The organism is Cellvibrio sp. ATLC23, from assembly GCF_057196725.1.
Map to the genome: position 1 here is coordinate 361,594 of NZ_JBXUOS010000004.1, position 18,397 is coordinate 379,990.

The 18,397-nt window shown below is 47.1% G+C and carries 20 protein-coding genes; 7 read left to right on the forward strand and 13 right to left on the reverse strand.

The features are described from left to right. Positions 1–32: 32 nt before the first annotated feature. The 4 genes from AC2CG4_RS09275 to AC2CG4_RS09290 form a co-directional block, all read right to left on the reverse strand. Positions 33–653, reverse strand: a complete 621-nt coding sequence (locus AC2CG4_RS09275; protein WP_484485988.1) for a dUTP diphosphatase — start codon at positions 651–653, stop codon at positions 33–35. A 121-nt stretch (positions 654–774) separates the two neighbouring features. Continuing rightward, a complete protein-coding gene (locus AC2CG4_RS09280; RefSeq protein WP_484485989.1) occupies positions 775–1,566 on the reverse strand; it encodes a TatD family hydrolase in 792 nt (263 codons plus the stop codon). A 120-nt stretch (positions 1,567–1,686) separates the two neighbouring features. Beyond that, positions 1,687–2,040 carry a PilZ domain-containing protein gene (locus AC2CG4_RS09285; RefSeq protein ID WP_062060497.1) on the reverse strand — a complete coding sequence of 118 codons (354 nt, stop codon included), beginning with the start codon at positions 2,038–2,040 and terminating at the stop codon, positions 1,687–1,689. A gap of 92 nt (positions 2,041–2,132) precedes the next feature. Continuing rightward, positions 2,133–3,158: a DNA polymerase III subunit delta' gene (locus AC2CG4_RS09290; RefSeq protein ID WP_484485990.1), complete on the reverse strand. Its 1,026-nt coding sequence runs from the start codon at positions 3,156–3,158 to the stop codon at positions 2,133–2,135. A 96-nt stretch (positions 3,159–3,254) separates the two neighbouring features. Between AC2CG4_RS09290 and AC2CG4_RS09295 the strand changes: the two genes are divergently transcribed. Next, positions 3,255–3,893: a pseudouridine synthase gene (locus AC2CG4_RS09295; RefSeq protein WP_484485991.1), complete on the forward strand. Its 639-nt coding sequence runs from the start codon at positions 3,255–3,257 to the stop codon at positions 3,891–3,893. 4 nt (positions 3,894–3,897) lie between these two features. On the opposite strand, the gene tmk is transcribed toward AC2CG4_RS09295, so the two are convergent. Next, a complete protein-coding gene (tmk, locus tag AC2CG4_RS09300) occupies positions 3,898–4,521 on the reverse strand; it encodes a dTMP kinase (protein ID WP_484485992.1) in 624 nt (207 codons plus the stop codon). Between the two features lie 112 nt (positions 4,522–4,633). Between tmk and AC2CG4_RS09305 the strand changes: the two genes are divergently transcribed. Further along, positions 4,634–5,128, forward strand: coding sequence for a peptidylprolyl isomerase (locus AC2CG4_RS09305; RefSeq protein ID WP_484485993.1), 495 nt, complete (start codon positions 4,634–4,636; stop codon positions 5,126–5,128). A 1-nt stretch (position 5,129) separates the two neighbouring features. Next, a complete protein-coding gene (locus AC2CG4_RS09310) occupies positions 5,130–5,852 on the forward strand; it encodes a UDP-2,3-diacylglucosamine diphosphatase (protein ID WP_484485994.1) in 723 nt (240 codons plus the stop codon). Positions 5,853–5,902: 50 nt separating this feature from the next. Here the strand turns inward: AC2CG4_RS09310 and AC2CG4_RS09315 are convergent, their stop codons facing one another. Both AC2CG4_RS09315 and AC2CG4_RS09320 read right to left on the reverse strand, forming a co-directional pair. Then, positions 5,903–6,301 (reverse strand): LiaF transmembrane domain-containing protein, encoded by a 399-nt coding sequence (locus tag AC2CG4_RS09315; RefSeq protein WP_484485995.1) that lies wholly within the window; start codon positions 6,299–6,301, stop codon positions 5,903–5,905. A gap of 160 nt (positions 6,302–6,461) precedes the next feature. Next, positions 6,462–8,936, reverse strand: coding sequence for a glycoside hydrolase family 9 protein (locus tag AC2CG4_RS09320; protein ID WP_484485996.1), 2,475 nt, complete (start codon positions 8,934–8,936; stop codon positions 6,462–6,464). A 222-nt stretch (positions 8,937–9,158) separates the two neighbouring features. Here AC2CG4_RS09320 and AC2CG4_RS09325 point away from each other — a divergent pair, with 222 nt between their 5' ends. Continuing rightward, on the forward strand, positions 9,159–11,093 hold the full coding sequence (locus tag AC2CG4_RS09325; protein WP_484485997.1) for a beta strand repeat-containing protein: 1,935 nt from the start codon (positions 9,159–9,161) through the stop codon (positions 11,091–11,093). 97 nt (positions 11,094–11,190) lie between these two features. Here the strand turns inward: AC2CG4_RS09325 and AC2CG4_RS09330 are convergent, their stop codons facing one another. After that, the gene (locus tag AC2CG4_RS09330; RefSeq protein ID WP_484485998.1) at positions 11,191–12,699 is read right to left on the reverse strand and encodes a mechanosensitive ion channel domain-containing protein; all 1,509 of its coding nucleotides are present in this window, start codon (positions 12,697–12,699) and stop codon (positions 11,191–11,193) included. Between the two features lie 34 nt (positions 12,700–12,733). Further along, positions 12,734–13,465: a MauE/DoxX family redox-associated membrane protein gene (locus AC2CG4_RS09335; protein WP_484485999.1), complete on the reverse strand. Its 732-nt coding sequence runs from the start codon at positions 13,463–13,465 to the stop codon at positions 12,734–12,736. Between the two features lie 447 nt (positions 13,466–13,912). Between AC2CG4_RS09335 and AC2CG4_RS09340 the strand changes: the two genes are divergently transcribed. From AC2CG4_RS09340 to AC2CG4_RS09350, 3 genes are all read left to right on the forward strand, one after another. Continuing rightward, positions 13,913–14,455 (forward strand): PEP-CTERM sorting domain-containing protein, encoded by a 543-nt coding sequence (locus tag AC2CG4_RS09340; protein WP_484486000.1) that lies wholly within the window; start codon positions 13,913–13,915, stop codon positions 14,453–14,455. Positions 14,456–14,728: 273 nt separating this feature from the next. Continuing rightward, positions 14,729–14,941 carry a type II toxin-antitoxin system RelB family antitoxin gene (gene relB / locus AC2CG4_RS09345; RefSeq protein WP_484486001.1) on the forward strand — a complete coding sequence of 71 codons (213 nt, stop codon included), beginning with the start codon at positions 14,729–14,731 and terminating at the stop codon, positions 14,939–14,941. Next, positions 14,925–15,194, forward strand: coding sequence for a type II toxin-antitoxin system RelE family toxin (locus tag AC2CG4_RS09350; RefSeq protein ID WP_484486002.1), 270 nt, complete (start codon positions 14,925–14,927; stop codon positions 15,192–15,194). Before relB ends, AC2CG4_RS09350 begins: the two co-directional genes overlap by 17 nt. Positions 15,195–15,324: 130 nt before the next feature. Here AC2CG4_RS09350 and AC2CG4_RS09355 read toward each other — a convergent pair whose 3' ends face one another. The 4 genes from AC2CG4_RS09355 to AC2CG4_RS09370 form a co-directional block, all read right to left on the reverse strand. Beyond that, positions 15,325–16,068, reverse strand: a complete 744-nt coding sequence (locus AC2CG4_RS09355; protein WP_484486003.1) for a hypothetical protein — start codon at positions 16,066–16,068, stop codon at positions 15,325–15,327. A 31-nt stretch (positions 16,069–16,099) separates the two neighbouring features. Continuing rightward, positions 16,100–16,705, reverse strand: coding sequence for a MiaE family protein (locus AC2CG4_RS09360; protein WP_484486004.1), 606 nt, complete (start codon positions 16,703–16,705; stop codon positions 16,100–16,102). A gap of 10 nt (positions 16,706–16,715) precedes the next feature. Beyond that, positions 16,716–17,198: a DUF1289 domain-containing protein gene (locus tag AC2CG4_RS09365; protein ID WP_062060547.1), complete on the reverse strand. Its 483-nt coding sequence runs from the start codon at positions 17,196–17,198 to the stop codon at positions 16,716–16,718. Between the two features lie 80 nt (positions 17,199–17,278). Next, positions 17,279–18,316: an SMP-30/gluconolactonase/LRE family protein gene (locus AC2CG4_RS09370; RefSeq protein ID WP_484486005.1), complete on the reverse strand. Its 1,038-nt coding sequence runs from the start codon at positions 18,314–18,316 to the stop codon at positions 17,279–17,281. Positions 18,317–18,397 lie beyond the last annotated feature (81 nt).

Below are 18,397 nucleotides of genomic sequence, written 5' to 3' on the forward strand. Positions count from 1 at the left end.
TCAAATCTATCGGTGCGAGATCGCACATACAATCACACCATTTGATACCGCTCCACCAAAGCTTGGTATAACTCATCTTTAAATTCTGGCTTGGTGGTATCCAGGCTCTGTACGGCTTCAACCAAGTGTTCGTTATCTTCACGACCATCGTGCCAGTGTTTGCGGTAGCTGCCGTCTTTGTAGCCGTGATCTTGGCGGAAAAAATTCAATACATTTTTGCCTACATAACCGCGGTAGAGCTGTTCAAAACTCATATCCACACCGGCCATCAAGCGGGCAAATAAACCTATATGAAATTGACGATCACCTAAGGTCGCGGCGACAAATTTTTCCAAATCGAGACGGAAATCTTTTTCGTCGGTGGCGATAACCAACTCTTTCTCAATTTTCGCAATAATGTCATTCAACGCGGCACCTGATTGCAGTTGAATGCTCAAACCAAAATGCCAAATATCGATTAATTCAAGTGCGACTTGTTCGGTATCCGGTGCTTGTTTTTTCCACCACTTCCAACCGTAATGATCCATCAACTCTGCACACTCAACCCAGATGGCGCGATACCATTCGTAGCCCTGCTGTTGCCAATTGGCATTGACTTTAGTGTTCATCGCATCTTGCAGTTCGAGCATAATTTTTATTTGTTGGTCATTCATGTTATGGCCTTACTTGTTGGGGCGCTGCTTGCTGCGCCCTGTTTTGTTTAATTTTATGGGCGCGGCAAGCGGCGCCCCTACGTTGGATTTGTTTTGGGCGCAGCAAGCAGCGCCCCTAGGTTTAGGTTGGTAGATGTTGTTTGGCTTTGCGAAACAAACGATAAAAATTTTCAGTGGTTTTTTCAGCAAGTTCTTCGAGCGGAATGCCGCGCACATCGGCCACAAATTGCGCGACTTCACGCACGTATTTCGGTTCGTTCGGTTTGCCGCGATACGGAATCGGCGCGAGATATGGCGAATCAGTTTCTACCAATAAACGATCCAACGGCATGTTGCGCACCACATCGCGAATCTGCTCGGCGGTTTTAAAGGTGACTATGCCGGAAATAGAAATATAGTAATTCAAATCCAGCGCGGCTTTGGCCATATCCCAGTCTTCAGTAAAACAATGCAATACGCCGCTACTTTCAAGGCTGCCGTGTTCTTTGATCAACGCCAGCGTATCGGTTTTGGCTTCGCGGGTATGCACTACTACCGGCAAACCAATTTGTTTACCCACACGTAAATGCAGCGCAAAGCTGTCGTGTTGGATGGCCTTGCTTTCGGTTTCGTAATGGTAGTCCAAACCGGTTTCGCCCAGAGCGACGACTTTGGGTTGCGATGCCCAATTGATTAATTGTTCAGCGGTTGCTGCGCCCTCTTTTACATCACACGGATGTACACCAACCGAGGCCACTACACTCGGATGGGTTTGGGCAATATCAATAACGGTTTGAATATTCTCCAAACTAATGCCGATACACAGCATTTGCTGAATGCCGCGCTCATGAGCGGCAGCGATGGCAGCGCTTAAATCGCCGCCGTAGGGGTCAAGTTTGAGCCGATCAAGATGGCAGTGGGAATCAATTAACATGGGCATTTCCAATAACAAGAGACGCAAATAAACAAAAATACAAGCAGCAAAAACAACAAAGCCAGGCATTACCTGGCTTCGCAGAAACTCAGTGGTGAGCGATTTTACCTGCAGGAACCGCTACATGGTATGGGTAGGCTTGTCGGAGTTGAGCATGCCCGCCAAATAGGTTTCAATTTTATTGATGGCGGTATTATCCTGATCGCTAAACTGTACACCTATCCCTGCCGCGCGGTTACCCTGCGCACCCTTGGGGGTAACCCAGACGACTTTACCGGCAACTGGAATTTTTTCTGCTTCATCCATCAAACTCAACAGCATAAATACTTCATCACCCAGCTTGTAGCTTTTGCTGGTGGGAATAAACATGCCACCATTTTTCACAAAGGGCATATAGGCTGCGTAGAGTACAGCTTTGTCTTTAATCGTAAGAGAAAGTATGCCGTTGCGGGCACCGCCACCAATGGGTTGCATAACAGATCCTGCTTGTTGATTTTATGTGGCCTGTATCATCAACTCATGCCGAAGATATAACGCCAAGGACAGAACACTAATAGATTAGCTCACTAGTGTCCAGACGCCACAGCGCGATTCGTGCTAGCGCGCAACAAAGCGCCCCAATCGAGCAATAATTCCTCTAATAACAATTGCTTATTGGGGTTTGCTCCACTCAATAGTTGTTTTTTAGAGAGCAAGATTTTTTCAATGTAGCGATGCAACAGCGGCAAATTAAGATGACTTAGACGATCGCGCCATTCCACTGGGGTATGCTCCATTTGCAAATCATCCGCCCCGACACGCCAGCGGGCAATGCTATGCAACAAGCCGAGAAACCACTCCATAAACCCATGCACATCGCCGTTGTGCCATTGCGCTGCCAGTTCTATCGCCGATATCTGCCCAAGGCTTAAACGCACAAACTGCTGCAATACATGTTCGCGCTGCTCTAGCGCATCCCCCTGTAACAAGGCTAGTGCACTCAGCGGCGCACCACGCGCCGCAACGAGTAAGGTTTCCGCCTTTGCATTACTGCCGATCAACAGTGGCGACAACCAGTGCAACACCTGTTCCGTGCGCGGCATAGGAAATTTGCGCAGTTGGCAGCGGCTGCGAATGGTGGGCAATACCGAGCTGGGGCTGTGAGTAACCAATACCAATAAGGTGTTGGCCGCTGGCTCTTCCAAGGATTTAAGCAGCGCATTGGCGGAGTTACCGTTCATCGCCTCGGCTGGTTCAATAATCACCACCTTATAGCCGCCCTGCTGCGCGGTTTTACTGAGCGATTCGGTCAGCTCACGCACCTGATCTACTTTGATTGCCTTGCCCTCTTCTTCAGGCACCAGCCACACCAGATCGGGATGGGTTTGGGATTTGTTCAATTCGCAGCCACGGCATTTCCCGCACGGTGTGCCTTCAATCGGCGATTGGCACAACAGAAACTGCGCCAAGGCATCGGCCAAATGGCGCTTACCTATCCCCTTGGGGCCCGCGATCATCATCGCGTGGGGCAATTTTTGGGCGGTGATAAGCTGGGTCAACTGCTGCCATTCGCTGAGCTGCCAAGGGTAAGGATGAAGGGGAAAGTCGCTCATGAAACCACTCAAATACGGGGTGCGGAATAAAAGATTGGGCAAGCTTAGCAAATTTGCGATAATCCGCGCCCGCTTAATTCAGCTTCAGGCTTACCGATGACCGATTCCCAGCTCGACATTTTGTACCTCGACGAGGATTTGCTCATCGCCAACAAACCGGCGGGGCTGCTCTGTGTACCCGGCAAGGGCCCGGATAAACAGGATTGCCTGTCAAACCGCGTGCTGAAATTTAACCCCAATGCCCGCGTAGTACATCGCCTTGACCAAGGCACCTCAGGCATTGTGATGTTTCCGCTGAATTACCTGACACTGAAAAACCTCACCCACAAATTCGAGGCGCGCGAAATTCATAAGCGCTATGTCGCGGTAGTCGATGGCTTAATCGCCAAAGATGAAGGTGAAGTCAAACTGCCACTGATTTGCGACTGGCCCAATCGCCCACTGCAAAAAGTGTGTTTTGAAAGTGGCAAAGCCGCACATACGCGTTATCGCGTACTGGAACGACATCTAGATACAAAGACAACCCGAGTATTGCTGGAGCCGGTCAGTGGCCGCACCCATCAGCTGCGTGTGCATATGCTCAGCCTCGGCCACCCAATGCTGGGCGATGGTTTATATGCGCCTGAAGATGTACTCGCCAAAGCCCCGCGTTTACTGCTGCACGCGCAAGAGCTTTGGCTGAACCACCCTATCACCGGCGTTGAAGTACGAGTACAGGCCGCACCGGATTTTTAAACGTTTAATCCAATAAGCGCGTCAACACCTGATCTATCGCCACTTGCACCTCTGCCAGCGTTTTACCCGCATCAACCAACGCATAACGGCTGGGAGCTGCCTCGGCGCGTTGGCGATAAGCCGCGCGCACTCGTTCAAAGAACACCACCGCCTCACTTTCAAAACGATCCAGCTCACCGCGCTGACGGGCGCGATTCAATCCAAGTTCGACATCGATATCAAGGATTAAGGTCAGATCCGGCCGTACATCGCCCTGCACTAATTGTTCGAGCTGCTCTATAGTCGCCTTACTCAAACCGCGCCCACCGCCCTGATAGGCAAAGGTGGCATCGGTAAAACGATCACTCAATACCCAGGCGCCGCGCGCCAACGCCGGATTAATCACTCGCGCCAAATGTTGCGCACGCGCAGCAAACACCAGCAGCAGCTCCGCCGTTTCATCGACCGATTCATCGCGTTTACTGAGCAACAGGCTGCGAATTTCCTCTGCCAATGGCGTGCCGCCCGGCTCGCGGGTAACCACTACCTCGATGCCGCGCGCGCGCAGCCAATCGGCCACAAAAGCCAAATTTGTGCTCTTTCCGACACCTTCGGTGCCCTCAATTGTCAGAAATTTACCGCGCCGCATAATTCTCTCTACTTATCAAAATTAACAATTTACGCATTCCTTCCCCTTGGGGGAGCGCGTATCATACCGGCTTTTTCCCGCACCACCCTCTAAATCTCAAGGGAGATTCACCATGATCACATTACAAACCAACTACGGCGATATAGTTATTGAACTGGATTTTGATAAGGCGCCCAAGACCGCTGCCAACTTCAAACAATATGTTGAAGAGGGTTTTTATAACGGCACTATTTTTCACCGCGTCATCGATGGCTTCATGATTCAAGGCGGTGGTTTCACCGAAGATTTCGAGCAAAAAGAAACCCGCGAAATGATCCAAAATGAAGCAGACAATGGTTTGCAAAACCTGACTGGCACCTTGGCCATGGCGCGCACCAATGACCCACACAGCGCCACCGCACAGTTTTTTATCAACGTAAAAGACAACAGTTTCCTCAACCACACAGGTAAAAATGCATCTGGCTGGGGCTACTGTGTATTCGGTAAAGTTGTTGAGGGTATGGACGTAGTAAACAAAATCAAAGGTGTAAAAACCGGCAGCAAAGGTTTCCATCAAGATGTACCTAAAGAAGCTGTGATCATTCAAAACGCAATCATCGCGGAATAATATGCACTCGCTCTTTATTTCGGATCTACATCTCCACGAATCACGCCCGCAGATCACGCGGGCGTTTTTTCAGTTTTTGCACACCCAGGCAATCCACGCCGAAGCACTTTATATTCTCGGCGATTTTTTTGATGCCTGGATTGGCGATGATGACGATGCAGAACTGGTGCAAGATGTTGCAAGCGGATTGCATAAACTCAACGAGCTGGGCGTTGCGATTTATTTTATGCATGGCAATCGCGATTTTTTATTGGGCGACGCCTACGCCAAAAAAGCAGGCATGACATTAATTGCCGATGGCAGCCTGATCGATTTATACGGCACACCTACCCTGCTAATGCACGGCGACAGCTTGTGTACCGACGATACCGAATACCAACAATTCCGCGCCATGGTGCGCAGCCCACAATGGCAGCAACAAATTCTTGCGCAACCACTTCCTGCACGCCGCGCACTCGCTGCACAACTACGCGAAAAAAGCCAAAGCATGAACAGCTTAAAAGCGGAAGATATTCTCGATGTATCGCCAGCTGAAGTGATCGCACAAATGGCAGCTGCAAAAGTCACACGACTTATTCACGGCCACACCCATCGCCCCGCTCGCCATCAAATAGTTGTCGCAGGCAAACCCGCTGAGCGTATCGTGCTAGGTGACTGGCATGATTCAGGCTGGTGTATTAAAGCGGATCAAAACAACATTGCATTAATCGATTGGAAAATTTAACCCCGCAGATTGCGCTGCGGGGTTAAGCGAAAAACCTATAGACTCAGTAGTTAAGCGCGGTTGCGACTCGTCATCATATAGAGCCCACCAATCATCACAAAAATTGGCCACCAGGTGCCAAATGACATATCGAGCAAAAACATGAGCGCGATAAAAATGATTGCGCCAGCAGACACCAATGAATTGGCAACTGCAGCCCCCAAACCCTCTTTGCGATAAAAACTAAACGCCTGCTGCAAAGGACCGATTGCCGCCAACAAAATAAAAAATGCCCACCAGTTGTGAAAATCCAAAAAAAATAATTCAAAACCCAGATTGCGCGCCAGCAATAAACCACCGATAACCACAATCGCCAAACCTAACGGCCAGTTACTCATAGCAGGCTTGGTATCCTTAGCCGGTGCAGGGGCTGGACTCTGTGGCAAATTATTATCATCAGGGGTGGCCATAACAAACTCCATATTGATTAGTGTGCTGTTTAGACATCATAAACCAGAATTTGGATTCACACACCCCGCCAGCGATCTGTGCAATCGAGCACATCAAAAACAAAAAGCCCCACAATGAAGTGAGGCTTTTGCTCTATTCAGACATTACCGGAAGGAATCCTTAATTCTTCAGCACATCCTCCGCCGCATTCACCAAAAAGATATAGCTCGCCGCCACATTTACCACATATTCATTTTGGCCCCAGAAGAACGGCCAATCTTCGTGATTCTCGGGATAGTCAGGCTTCAACACTAAAATACCGGGCACAATACCGCCAGAAATAAACGAGAAGTCAGCGCGATTCATGCCATAAGCCACTTCTTTAGAGCGAGTCCCTACATTGGATACCAACGACAAATTGTGTGCAGGGTGAGTGCCATATAGGAAGTTCAAACCTTGCAACACAGATTCGCGATCAACCAATTCCGGAAATGCCTTGTGAATATAGTAGTTGTTGGTTGCGTGGCGAATCACCCAACCACTGCCGGCCCACCCACCTTCAGTAATGGGAACGCCAAAAGGATTTTTTGCTTGAGTCGCGGCAAGTTCAATTCGATAAATTTGCGCCTTATTTTTTAGCTGCTGTTTAAAATCAGCATCCATATAAGGAATTGTACGAATAAACCAGGATGCGTTGATTCCAAAATCCACTTCAGCCGCCAGCTTTTTAACCGCTTGCGCATATTGTTTTTCACCAGTGGTGATCAACAACTCAGTCGCCGCTTTGAGCTGCTCGTGCTCTAGTTTTCCACCGGTGGTATTACCATGTTTAAAGGAGTCCGGCTGAGCTTTTGCGGCCTCATCGGCCCAGACTTTTTTCGCGGTTGCCAAACATTCTTTGGCCAGCTCATCGTTAAACCCGGTTAACGCCCTGCTCGCCGCCGCTAAGGCAGCTGCAGAACCGTAACTCAATGACGAAGATTTACTGGTAAACGCCCAGCGATCATCAAATTTACCACTTTTAAAACCGTCAGTCTCAAGCTCGCCCATTTTGGGATCATAAATTAAATTATCGGTTTTAGTGATGCCGTCACCTAAGTGGTGATACTGATCAATGTGCGCTTCAACAATACCAGGAATGGCATGACCTATAGCGCGGTGCTGCGCGATTAATGCAAGCGTGCCGTGTTCAATTTGTTGCAACAAATCTGGTTTGCCGTCAGCAGTGTGCAAGTCAACAAATTTTCTCGCGTAATCCACACTGGTAGTGTCGCGTTTCAATTTGAAGGTTTCCCACGCGGTGACAAGTGTATTCACCACATCGTATTGCGTTTGAGTGCGAATATCGTAATCGCCCGCGTCATACCAACCGCCAATATTTAATCCTGGGATATGTTCACCGGGTTTGAATTTGGTATCGGTAGTCGGCCCCTGCGCATATAAATCAAAATGTTCGATATTTACCGGCGCTTGCAGGGCATCATCCAAATGTGAGGCACCATGCCATATACGATAGGATTCATTGATCGTCATATGATCCATTTGCACCGGCATATACATATCCAGTGTGGGGTGCCATGCAGCTTGGTAAACAGCTTTATCAATACGGAAAGTATGGGTTTCCTGACCGCCGTAAGTTATTGCATATAAACCTGGCGCTTGAATTTTACTAAAATCAAATTGGCGATATTCATAACGCAAATACTTACCCCAACTTTTTGGCTTTTCACTCAATACAGTTTTACGAGTTCCATCGGCATTAATTTTCACCAAACTTGCTGTATGGATTTTTTTATCGCGCGCATCCAGCTCAATTACGGCGACTTTTTTCTGCGCCGGATGGTAGCCCACTTGCGAGTGAGCAATCATAGGTTTGCGAATCCAATTTTTTACTGTCGCCGCATCAATTTGCCACTCGATAACCGCACCGGTTTTATTCGCCGGAATTTTGCTGCGCACAACAAACCAGCCGTTCTGTGCTTTGCCCCGACCATCGTAAAGCTCTAGTGGTGTGCTGGAGGATTGAATGCTAATTCGATGCTCAACATCCTCTGGTGCAAGCACCAGTTGCTGCCCTTGAGCGAGCGCAACAGGATTGGCTTTGCCATTGATTTCTTTTAAACCGGTTGGATAAACCGGAAAACCACCCGCCTGATCATCCATCAAAAACGATTTATGAAAATAAGCGGCGGGCAAGAACTCCAAGTTAAAACCGGCTTTGCCTTCAAGGGATTTTGGCAGCGGTTTTGGCAAATTAACCGTTAAACGCACACCTGCTGCGTTTTTAGTGACCTTAATCGAAAAATCAAATTGCTCATCGGGATAATGCAGAAAAGCTTCTATGGATTGCTCCGCGCGATTTATTTTTCGCTCCTTAAACATGGGCGTCATATCCCACTGCTCTGGCGTCGCATTCAAACGCACATCACCATTAGTAACCGTGCGCTCACCGTGATGAATTAATTCCACCCCGCTGGTTTTGGAGTCACTAAAAAGCCCGTCATACCAATTGCTAAACACCAGCACATTCAGACCGGGTTTTTCAAAGTAGTCTTTATCATTAAGAGTGAGATCGTCTTTAGCCTGAACAGGCAGAGTGAGAGAAACCAATAAAACAGCGAGCAAGCCGCGCCATTGACCAAGTTGATATGCCATGTGTATCTCCAGATTATTATTAACACAGACTTATAGTCTATTTGCACATAACATGCTGGTATACAAGATTTACACTTAATAACCCCCCTATTTTAAATACCCCTGCTACCGCGACTATTTACAGACGGATAGGCATCCAGTCACCGATTTGTAACAAATATTGACGATTCTATGGCGTTTTAAACACCCTGATATCTCCTCCCCTTTGCCTTAGGAATCGCTATGCAAACTATTTCTTTCATTACAGAAACAAGTGCCCAACAGCGCTACAAAAAACACAGTTACCGACATATTCACACAGCATTATTTCTCGTGCTGACTGGCTTGTCAGCGATTACGCTCGCCACTCCGTTTGAGATTTCCACAGGCGTTAATGCCACTGGCGTGCGCACCGTGACAGCAAGCGAAACAGGCAAAATAAATCAAGGCGCGAGCCTGACCCATACCGACAAAACCATTACTTGGTCTGGTGCAACTACAGGTACAGTCACTATTGATAACCGCGGCACTGTGCAGGCAACTGGCTCCGGTCGTGCGATAGATACCAGCAGTAGCGGCGGTGCTGGCCGCAACCTTGTCTTGCGCAATGCCGAAGGTGCGCAAATTATTGGCGGCAATGATGCGGTACGCATTAACTTTTCATCCGGTACTGTCGGCACCGTCAGCGTTGATAACGCCGGCAGAATTTATTCCACCAGCGGCCAAGCATTGGATTTCAATGCGATCGAAAATGCCAGCTCTGTGCTTATCACTAACCAAACGACCGGCGTTATTAGCACCTTCGATGCGGACGGTATTCGCCCCGGCAATAACGGCGTGGTGGTCAATCATGGCCGCATTATTGGTGGCGGTGCTGGCTTAGTTGCTGGTGCGACTAACCTGTCCAGCGAAGCCATCGATTTTCAGGATTTTGGCGGTACGGTTCACAATGAAGCGACCGGTTTTATTGAGGGTGCGCGCCACGGCATTACTGGCGACGGCGTCGTTAATGTAACCAATGCCGCCGGAGGCGTTATTCGCGGCCACAATGGTTCCGGTCTCAACTTGGATGGCACCGGCAGCCTGATTAATTACGGCACAGTGTCCGGTAACTTTGATGCGACACTCATCAATGGCGACGGCGATGGTGTGGATATTGATCAAGTTGGCAGCATCGACAACTACGGCCGCATCGAAGCTAATGGCGCTGGCGGCGTAAAAGACAGCCCCACCGATTTCAACCGCGCCGATGGCATCGCTATGGGCGGCGGCGTGATCAACAACTACGCAGGTGCAACGATTTACAGTAGCGATCGCGGTATTTTGATCGATGACAGTGAAGGCGATGCAGCGTTTGGCGCAACCACACTTACCAACCATGGCACTATCGATGCGCAAACTAGCGGTGTAACTCTGCAAGGTAATTGGGATGATCACATCATCAACAGCGGTGCCATTATCAGCCGCTGCAATGGTGTTGCTATAGATATGGGTGGCGGTAATGACACCCTTGAATTGCACAGCAGCTCAACTATTCAAGGTTCTATCGACGGTGGCACTGGTCAAAACCTCTTGAAACTGACAGGCACAGGAACGGCCAATCTCAGCTCAGTACAAGGCTTTCAATCACTACAAATTGAAGGTGGCGACTGGACGCTCGGTAGCGCGCAATCGCTCAGCAACCTTATCGGATTTGGCGGCTTACACACCGACCAGCTCACACTTGAATCTGGCTCACAATTAACTGTGGGGCTGAATGATGGCGAAACAGCGCAACTGGATATTTTTGCCGCGACTAATTTTGCCGGCACCGCCAATCTGGATTTTTTTGCCGGCGGCAACCAAGACACGCTTAATATCCACAACACCTTCAGCTTTTTGGATTCCAGCCTGCTGCAGTTAAATTTCTTCGGCACTGACTTTACCAGCGGCCAAGTATTCAACGTGTTAACAGCTGTCGGCTTTAATGGTGTGGATTATTCTAAATTTATGGTGAATGGATTAAACAGTGATTGGTCGTGGGAGTTTAATCAACTATCGTTGGCCGGAATGGAAACACTGAATATCACCCTCAATCGCACTAGCGCTTCAGTTGCCGAGCCTGGCACCTTAGGTCTGGCATTTTTGAGTGTATTTATGCTTGCCGGAATTCGTCGGAGCAAACGCAAAGCAAAATAATAAAAGTCGCAGCAGTGAGGCTTGGTTAGATCACTGCTGCAAAACCTGACAATAAATTAAATTTTATCGCACCAAGCTTTGGTTCAGACACCGACACTCACAAAATATTTTTACCTTCTTCCGGCGCCCTCGCCTGTGTCGCTTGATCCCGGATATTATCTGTATCACTGCTAAGATCATCGCTGGCAATGCCATGTATTGAATCCTGCTCGATCACCTTAACGGATTGTTTTTCTTTGAGCGCATCACTCGAACTCGATGATTTGCCCAAAGAATTGTTATCCGCTACTACATGCTCCGGCGAATTTTCTATTTGAGCCTGCGCCTCTGCAACAAGCGGCACTCCCTGCGGGAAAATAATTTCACGTGCATCATCAGGCATGGTTATGCCATTTTTTTCATATTCACGCATAATTAATCGCATCAATATTGATGAAACCTTAAGCACAGAATGTGTTTCACTGTTCACCCAAAAATAGACTTTCAAGACAATTGTGGACGGACCTAAAGAGTCCACCAACACCTGAGGCTCTGGGTCATTCAATACAGCATGATGATCCTGCATTAGTTTTACACCCAAATCCTGAGCCAGTTTGATACTGGCATCGTAACCAATACCGATAATAAATTTTCCGCGCAAGCGAGGATTGGCCGATAAATTTTGGATAATATTTTTATAAACAATTGCGTTAGGAATTTGAATGTGATTCCCATCGTAATCTACCAGTGTAGTGCCACGCGCAGTCACCTTCTGCACCACACCTAAATGACCCTGCACTTCTATTACATCACCCAACCGAAACGGGCGCTGCACACTGATCAATAAACTAGCAATAAAATTTTCTGCTATATCGCGAAAGGCAAACCCAAGTATTAACCCTATAACACCAGTACCACTGATAATCGCCAAGGCAAATTGGGTCAATCCTGCAATGCGCAGGAAGAAATAAACACCGATTAACATGAGAAAAAGTGAGATTGCGCGGCGCAAAACTAGATGAATTAAATGGCTGCTATTTTTTCGGTTTAAGGGCGTCATTAACCAAGAGGACAAGGGTGAAGAAATCAATGAGAAAAACAACAGAACCAGAAAACCGATAATAACCCTCGGTACCAAATCCAGCACAGACAGCCAAATGTGGTAAACCTCAGCTTTAAGGTATGCGGCGGTAAAATTACTGCTTCGCTGTGCCTGAATATTATTGATCAGTGCAACAACTCCCTCGACATTTTTTGTAATATCCGAGGCCCACTCAATATATTTTTTTTCAGTAGCAGTACCCGTCAGCTCCACGACACCGTCGTTCACCTGAACAATAAGGTCGGGATACTTATTGGATGCCACCAAGATCTTCTCCAGGCGCTGCTGAATTTTACTATCGGCCTGCTGCTCATCAAGCGAGATAACCCGCTCTACTATTTCAATTTCAGGCGATTCTCGCTCAACCACATTTTCTTCAGCAGGCACAGTTGATTTATTTTCGCCTTCTGTCGCTATAGCAACATCTACATTTGCCATCGCATAAAAAGAGCAAGAAATAGAGAAGATCGCAAAAATGGCCAGAGTCAAAATATGTTTACAGGCAAATTGCAGCGGAATTCTCATAAAACTTTCCTCAAGTAAGCAGGCTGGCTTTCTACTATTTAATCCACATCCAAATAGCAGCGCCTATCATAAAGATATTTTCCGTCAGTGATATAAACCCTAGAGGCACATTGCTATTTCCACCTACGCAAGCGCATTTGAGTTCGCGCTTATCCATATAAACAGCCTTGATTACAGAAATCGCTCCCACACCGCCAATAAATAACGCAACCGGTGACACCAACCATGCAGACAGCCCCGCAAGCATGCCAAGCCCTGCGAACACTTCGGCAAAGGGATAGACATACGCATAGCGAACTACTTTTCTGGCGAGCAAATCATAAGTGAGGAATTGGTTCGAAAACGAGGTTAAATCTTGCAGCTTTTGAATTGCCAAAATACACATGCTAACAGCGACAAACGTTTCAGCCGCAGATACAACACTGAAAGCCGCGCCAAATTGCCAAACAATCGCAATAGACATCAATAATGCCGTCAAGAAAATAGCGATCACAGGTGTATAAGTGACATCATCTGAAGCCGACGCTTCCATGCCAAAATAGGCCCGCAAATCGTCATATCCCCCAATACGCTGTTCGTCAATAAAAGTTTGCGGCGTAGTTTTCACCTGATGCTTTTCTTTGAACTCCTCGGTTTCTTGACGTGAGGTTAGCTTGAGATCCTCAACCTGAAAATCTTTTCGCTCAAGCAGATCCTTAGATTTCAAACCAAAAGGGCAAATATGCTGATCAGTGACCATTCGATAGAGTTGCGCGCGCCTCTTCATAACGTACCTCCACGTAATCTAATGGCTAAATTATCGATCATCATCTACAGCATCGTTATTGTCGGTTACTGAGCACACATAACCTAGCTTGATATTAAAAGGTGCTCCAAATAAATGTTGTTCGTGGGGAGTTAAATCAGCTGTTATCGGCGAGAAGGATATATTGCCCCCCCCACCAGCGCTCCAGTCCTCGGCTCTGCCACTTTAAGATTGATAATTACCCTTCTAGCGCATCAACCCCAACAAATGTGTCGATTTTTTTACGTACCAAAGCAATATTGTGCGACACCTATCACAAATATTAAACTCAACCCTTCGGGCCATATGGAGATTCTGGATTATCGACTTTTTGGCATCAATTTTGCTTATTGAATAATGATTTTGGTGCCACACCAGTTGCAAACAAACATTTTGAGAAATATGCAGTTATTAATACAGGAAGTGCTCATGAACAAAGTCGTTTCTTCATTTATATTGCTCTTCAGCTTCATCTGGAGCGCATCGGCTTCAGCTTATATCATTCAGGGGTCAAGCTTTGATGGTACAGATGTCGGAAATCTTGACACTTTGCTGGCACAAACCACTGGCTTATCGAACAGCAATCCGGTCACCGAAACCAATTGGGTCAATAGCATATTAGATCCAGACACCACCTATGCATCCAAGACAAACTCGGTCACCTACTATGCAACCGAGTCTGCGACTGTATTCGCATTTCAGCTTCAGAGTGAGCCGGGGTATTTTTTGATAAAGAACTCCAAATGGTGGGCTTTGCTGCTAAACAACGCTAATAGCAATTGGGGAGTTGTGGACTTTGCGTTGCTAGATAAAGGATTCAAGTTGCCAGACCTAAAGAGCATGACAATCAGCCATGTAACCGAATTTGGTAAGTACGCGCCCCCCGTGAAAGTACCAGAATCATCGTCATTGGTATTATTTGGCTTGGGCTTGCTCGGTTTGTGCATCATACGCAAGCGCAACAAGAGCTAATGTCCGCACCCTTAATTTAAAACGACAAAGGCCAGCAAATTGCTGGCCTTTGTCGTTATTGGTTAGGGGCAATTCATTGAGCTGAGCAACCGAACCATTTAATGCTTGCAGCAAGGGCCACCACCTATTGACTAAGGATCAATCAAGCCAGACCCCCCTCATCTGCCGGCACATACAATCCCGGCAACCTTACCATGCCAACAAACACTTCTACTTAACCGGTTTACCCTGCTATGCTATACACGTCATACACATATAGCACCGAGGTTTATCATGCTTGCTATCCGATTACCCGAAGATGTTGAGAACCGTTTGGCTTCACTCGCCGCCAAGACCGGACGCACAAAGACCTTCTATGTTAAGGAAGCCATCCTTGAACATCTGGACGATATTGAAGACAAGTATCTGGCCATTAACCGCTTAGAGAACCCCGGCAAGCGCTGGACTTTGAATGATTTGGAGCAAGACAGTGACCTGGATAGTTGAGTTTGATGATGCTGCCCGCAAGGAGCTTCGCAAGCTCAACCGTCAGGCCCAGCAAGAGATTTTGCGTTACCTTCGCGAACGCATTGCCACCGATGAAGACCCCCGCCGTTTTGGTAAAGCCCTATCCCGTGAATTCGCGGGATTGTGGCGTTACCGCATTCAGAACTACCGCATTATTTGCAACATTGAAGACCAGAAGCTAACTGTGCTTGTACTTCGTGTCGGCCACCGCAAAGACGTATACGAAGATTGATTTTTGCAGCTGCCGACAACTGAATTAAATCGATATCGGTATTGTCGGCGAAACCGTCTCAAAAACAACTCCGCTAACATGATAGATAATAACCGCTTAATTTTGAGTAAGTGAAAAAGCGTTCACAATATTAAGGATGTTTGAATTTGGAAGGCAGCACAACTTTATTTAAGGTACTGAAAGCGTTTTGATCTCTACTTTGCCACTCAAGATTCATCTGCTCTAAAATTTCCAAGTCTCGTTTACGAGCCAAGGCATGAAGTGGATAGCTAGCCATAAACTCCGGATTATTCTCATACTCTGCCAATTCATCTCTAATCCATTTTATGGGCTCATCAAGACGTGACAAAGCCGCTGGATTTAATTGAAAAAAGTACTTTCCGCCCATAGTTTCCAAATCACGTTTAGCCAAAAATAAAATAGAGCTTCGGGAATCATTACCTTTTTTACAGATTGAAGAATCGAGATCCATTATAAATTGGTCGTAGTAAAGATCTAAGTCACAAATAAGAGTAAAAGCCCGTCCTTTAGATCGAATCACGCTGAGGCGATCTCGTGTTTGTTTAGGATACCTTCTTTCAAAATTATCCATGACAAACTCCAAGAAATCATCTGAGACATTTACATCAGAAAAAATTCCACCAGACTTCGCCCGAGCAAACAACAAAGGAACATTGTGTTTATTTAACTCTCTGATTGGGCAATTATTGCGAAACAGACTGAATGCGCTTTTTATTTGAGACTCAATTGCATATGCATACATGAGAGCAGCCATTTGCATTTGATTATTTTGCCATAGAGTACGTGCAGCAACATAGTATTCATACTTTTGCTTAGTCCAAAGCTCCAATGTTTGGTCCGCAACCCCACTCATAACGCACCCCCTTTATTGAATCACAAGCGCGTTAAACAACAACTCCCGAATGAAACCGAAACTCCTCATCGCCACCTTCAATCAACGTTTTTTCCAACACTAAAAACTCCTGCACACGCGCAGAAATATCAGCACCTTCGGCCGCGCGCTGGGCGAGGGTTAAATAATCTTCGTAGTGACGAGCTTCTGATCTGAGGAGTGAGAGATAGAATTTTTGTAGCTCTTCATCGAGATGCGGTGCGAGTTTGGCGAAGCGTTCGCAGGAACGAGCTTCGATAATGGCGCCGACGATTAAGGTATCAACATAACGCCCCGGCTCTGAAGTGCGTACAGGCTTGCGCAGTTCGCCCGCATAGCGACCAGGGGTGATTTGATCGTACGCTACCCCCCTCGCCTCCATGATCGCCATGACTTGTTCGTAGTGGCGCAACTCTTCACGTGCAAGGCGCGACATTTTGTTCATCATGTCGAAATCGCCGACATAGCGAAACATTAAATTAATGGCGGTAGATGCGGCTTTTTTTTCGCAATTAGCGTGGTCTAGCAATAATAACGCTTGATTATCCAGCGCATTTTTTACCCAAGCATCGGGGGTTTCGCAGTGCAGGAATTGCTGAATTTTGGTGAGAGCATTCATAGAGTAAAAACTACTTGTGTTGTGCGAGAGTTTCAGCGGTGACAAAACAGGGTGATATATAACGCTCGTAATGCGCGCAGGAGAGCGCGTAAAAATCTTTGTCGATATTGTCACGAATGACGGTTAAAGGTGTGCCCACCCATTGCCTTTGCAGCGCAAGTCCGTACTGGGATAAATCCTGAATTTGGCTTGCACCTGCGCGCAGCAAATCAAAAACCCAGCAGTAAGGATTTTGCTCAGGCTTGAATTGAATCTGCTGGTGTTTAATTTGCGTGAGCAATAACTTTTCGTCATTGACTTGAATCATGTTCTGCACAATCTGCGCGAGAAAATTTTCCAGCCGCTGCGCAATCAATAAGCGCTGTTCATGAGTATAACTATTCCAGTCAATCACTTCATGACCAAAACGTTTGCAGCCACGGCAGACGCTATCGCCAATGCCGGTAGAGCAGATTCCCACGCAGGGTGTTTTTACAGGTTTTAATACAAGCATAAAATCGATTTTTTGAAGCGCGCCATTACTAACATTAATTGCAATGGCACGCATATTATAAGTAAAAAGTTATTTCCTGATTAATACGATGAACCAGTAATATCCAGTTCAATTTTCCACAGTGAACCGGCACCAGTTAGAAACAGGGTTTTCCCCTCCGCACCGCCAAAGGCAGCATTGGTGAGATTGGCATCGGTAGTGGCTTGCGCAATTTGCTCACCCGCCGGGGTGTACACACGCAATTGACGCGCGATGTGTTCAGTCAAATAAATATTGCCCAAACAATCGATCGCCATACCATCCGGGATACTGATACCCGTAACCAAATCCTTACCTGCTTGCGGCATACCATCCACAATTGGGTAAGCACGCAACAAACCTTGTTCGCCGCCGCCGTTTACATAGAGCACATCTTCTTCTGGCGATAACGCAATTCCATTTGGATTGCTAATCGTGTCATCAACCAAAGTCACTGTGCCATCGGTTGCGACGCGATACACACCGGTTTTTTCTTGACCGCCTGGCGCTGCATCGCGCTGGAATGCTGGATCAGTAAAATAAATTGTGCCGTCTTTGGCGATAGCGATATCGTTCGGCGAATTAAACGGATTGCCATTAAATTGATCAACAATCAGAGTTCGCTCACCTGTTGCAGGGTTAAACAGCGACAGCCCTTTATACTTGTGTGTACCGGCAACTAACAAACCTTTGTTATCAACTGCGAGACCATTACTGCCCGAGTCTTCGATGGCCGTTGTAACTGTGCCATCTGCCCCCAGCTTTTGAATCCGCGAAGCAAATCCATCGGTGAAGATAAAATCAGAAAAATACAGCGAATCATTGATCCAGACCGGACCTTCAAATAAGCCAGGCTCTGTGCGGGTAGTGTTCGCCGCTTCGATGCGCACCGGCGTCAAATCACCTGCTGGTGCAGTGCCATCACAAGCAGCAACAGGTGCAGCAACAGAAATTTCTGCTGCTATTGATGAGGTGGCAGCGTCATTGGCAACCGAAGTGTCTCCTGGTTTTTTTTCGCAACCTGCCAAAGTGGCAAGCAAACCAACCATCAGGCTGGATATGAATAGGCTTTTTTGTGTCGCTTTCTTTGTCGTTGTCATAGAGTCCTCATTTTTATTAGTCAGAGCCATTTTTATCGTTGCCGAGATTCATTTGGGGTCGCCAAATACGCTCGACACCTT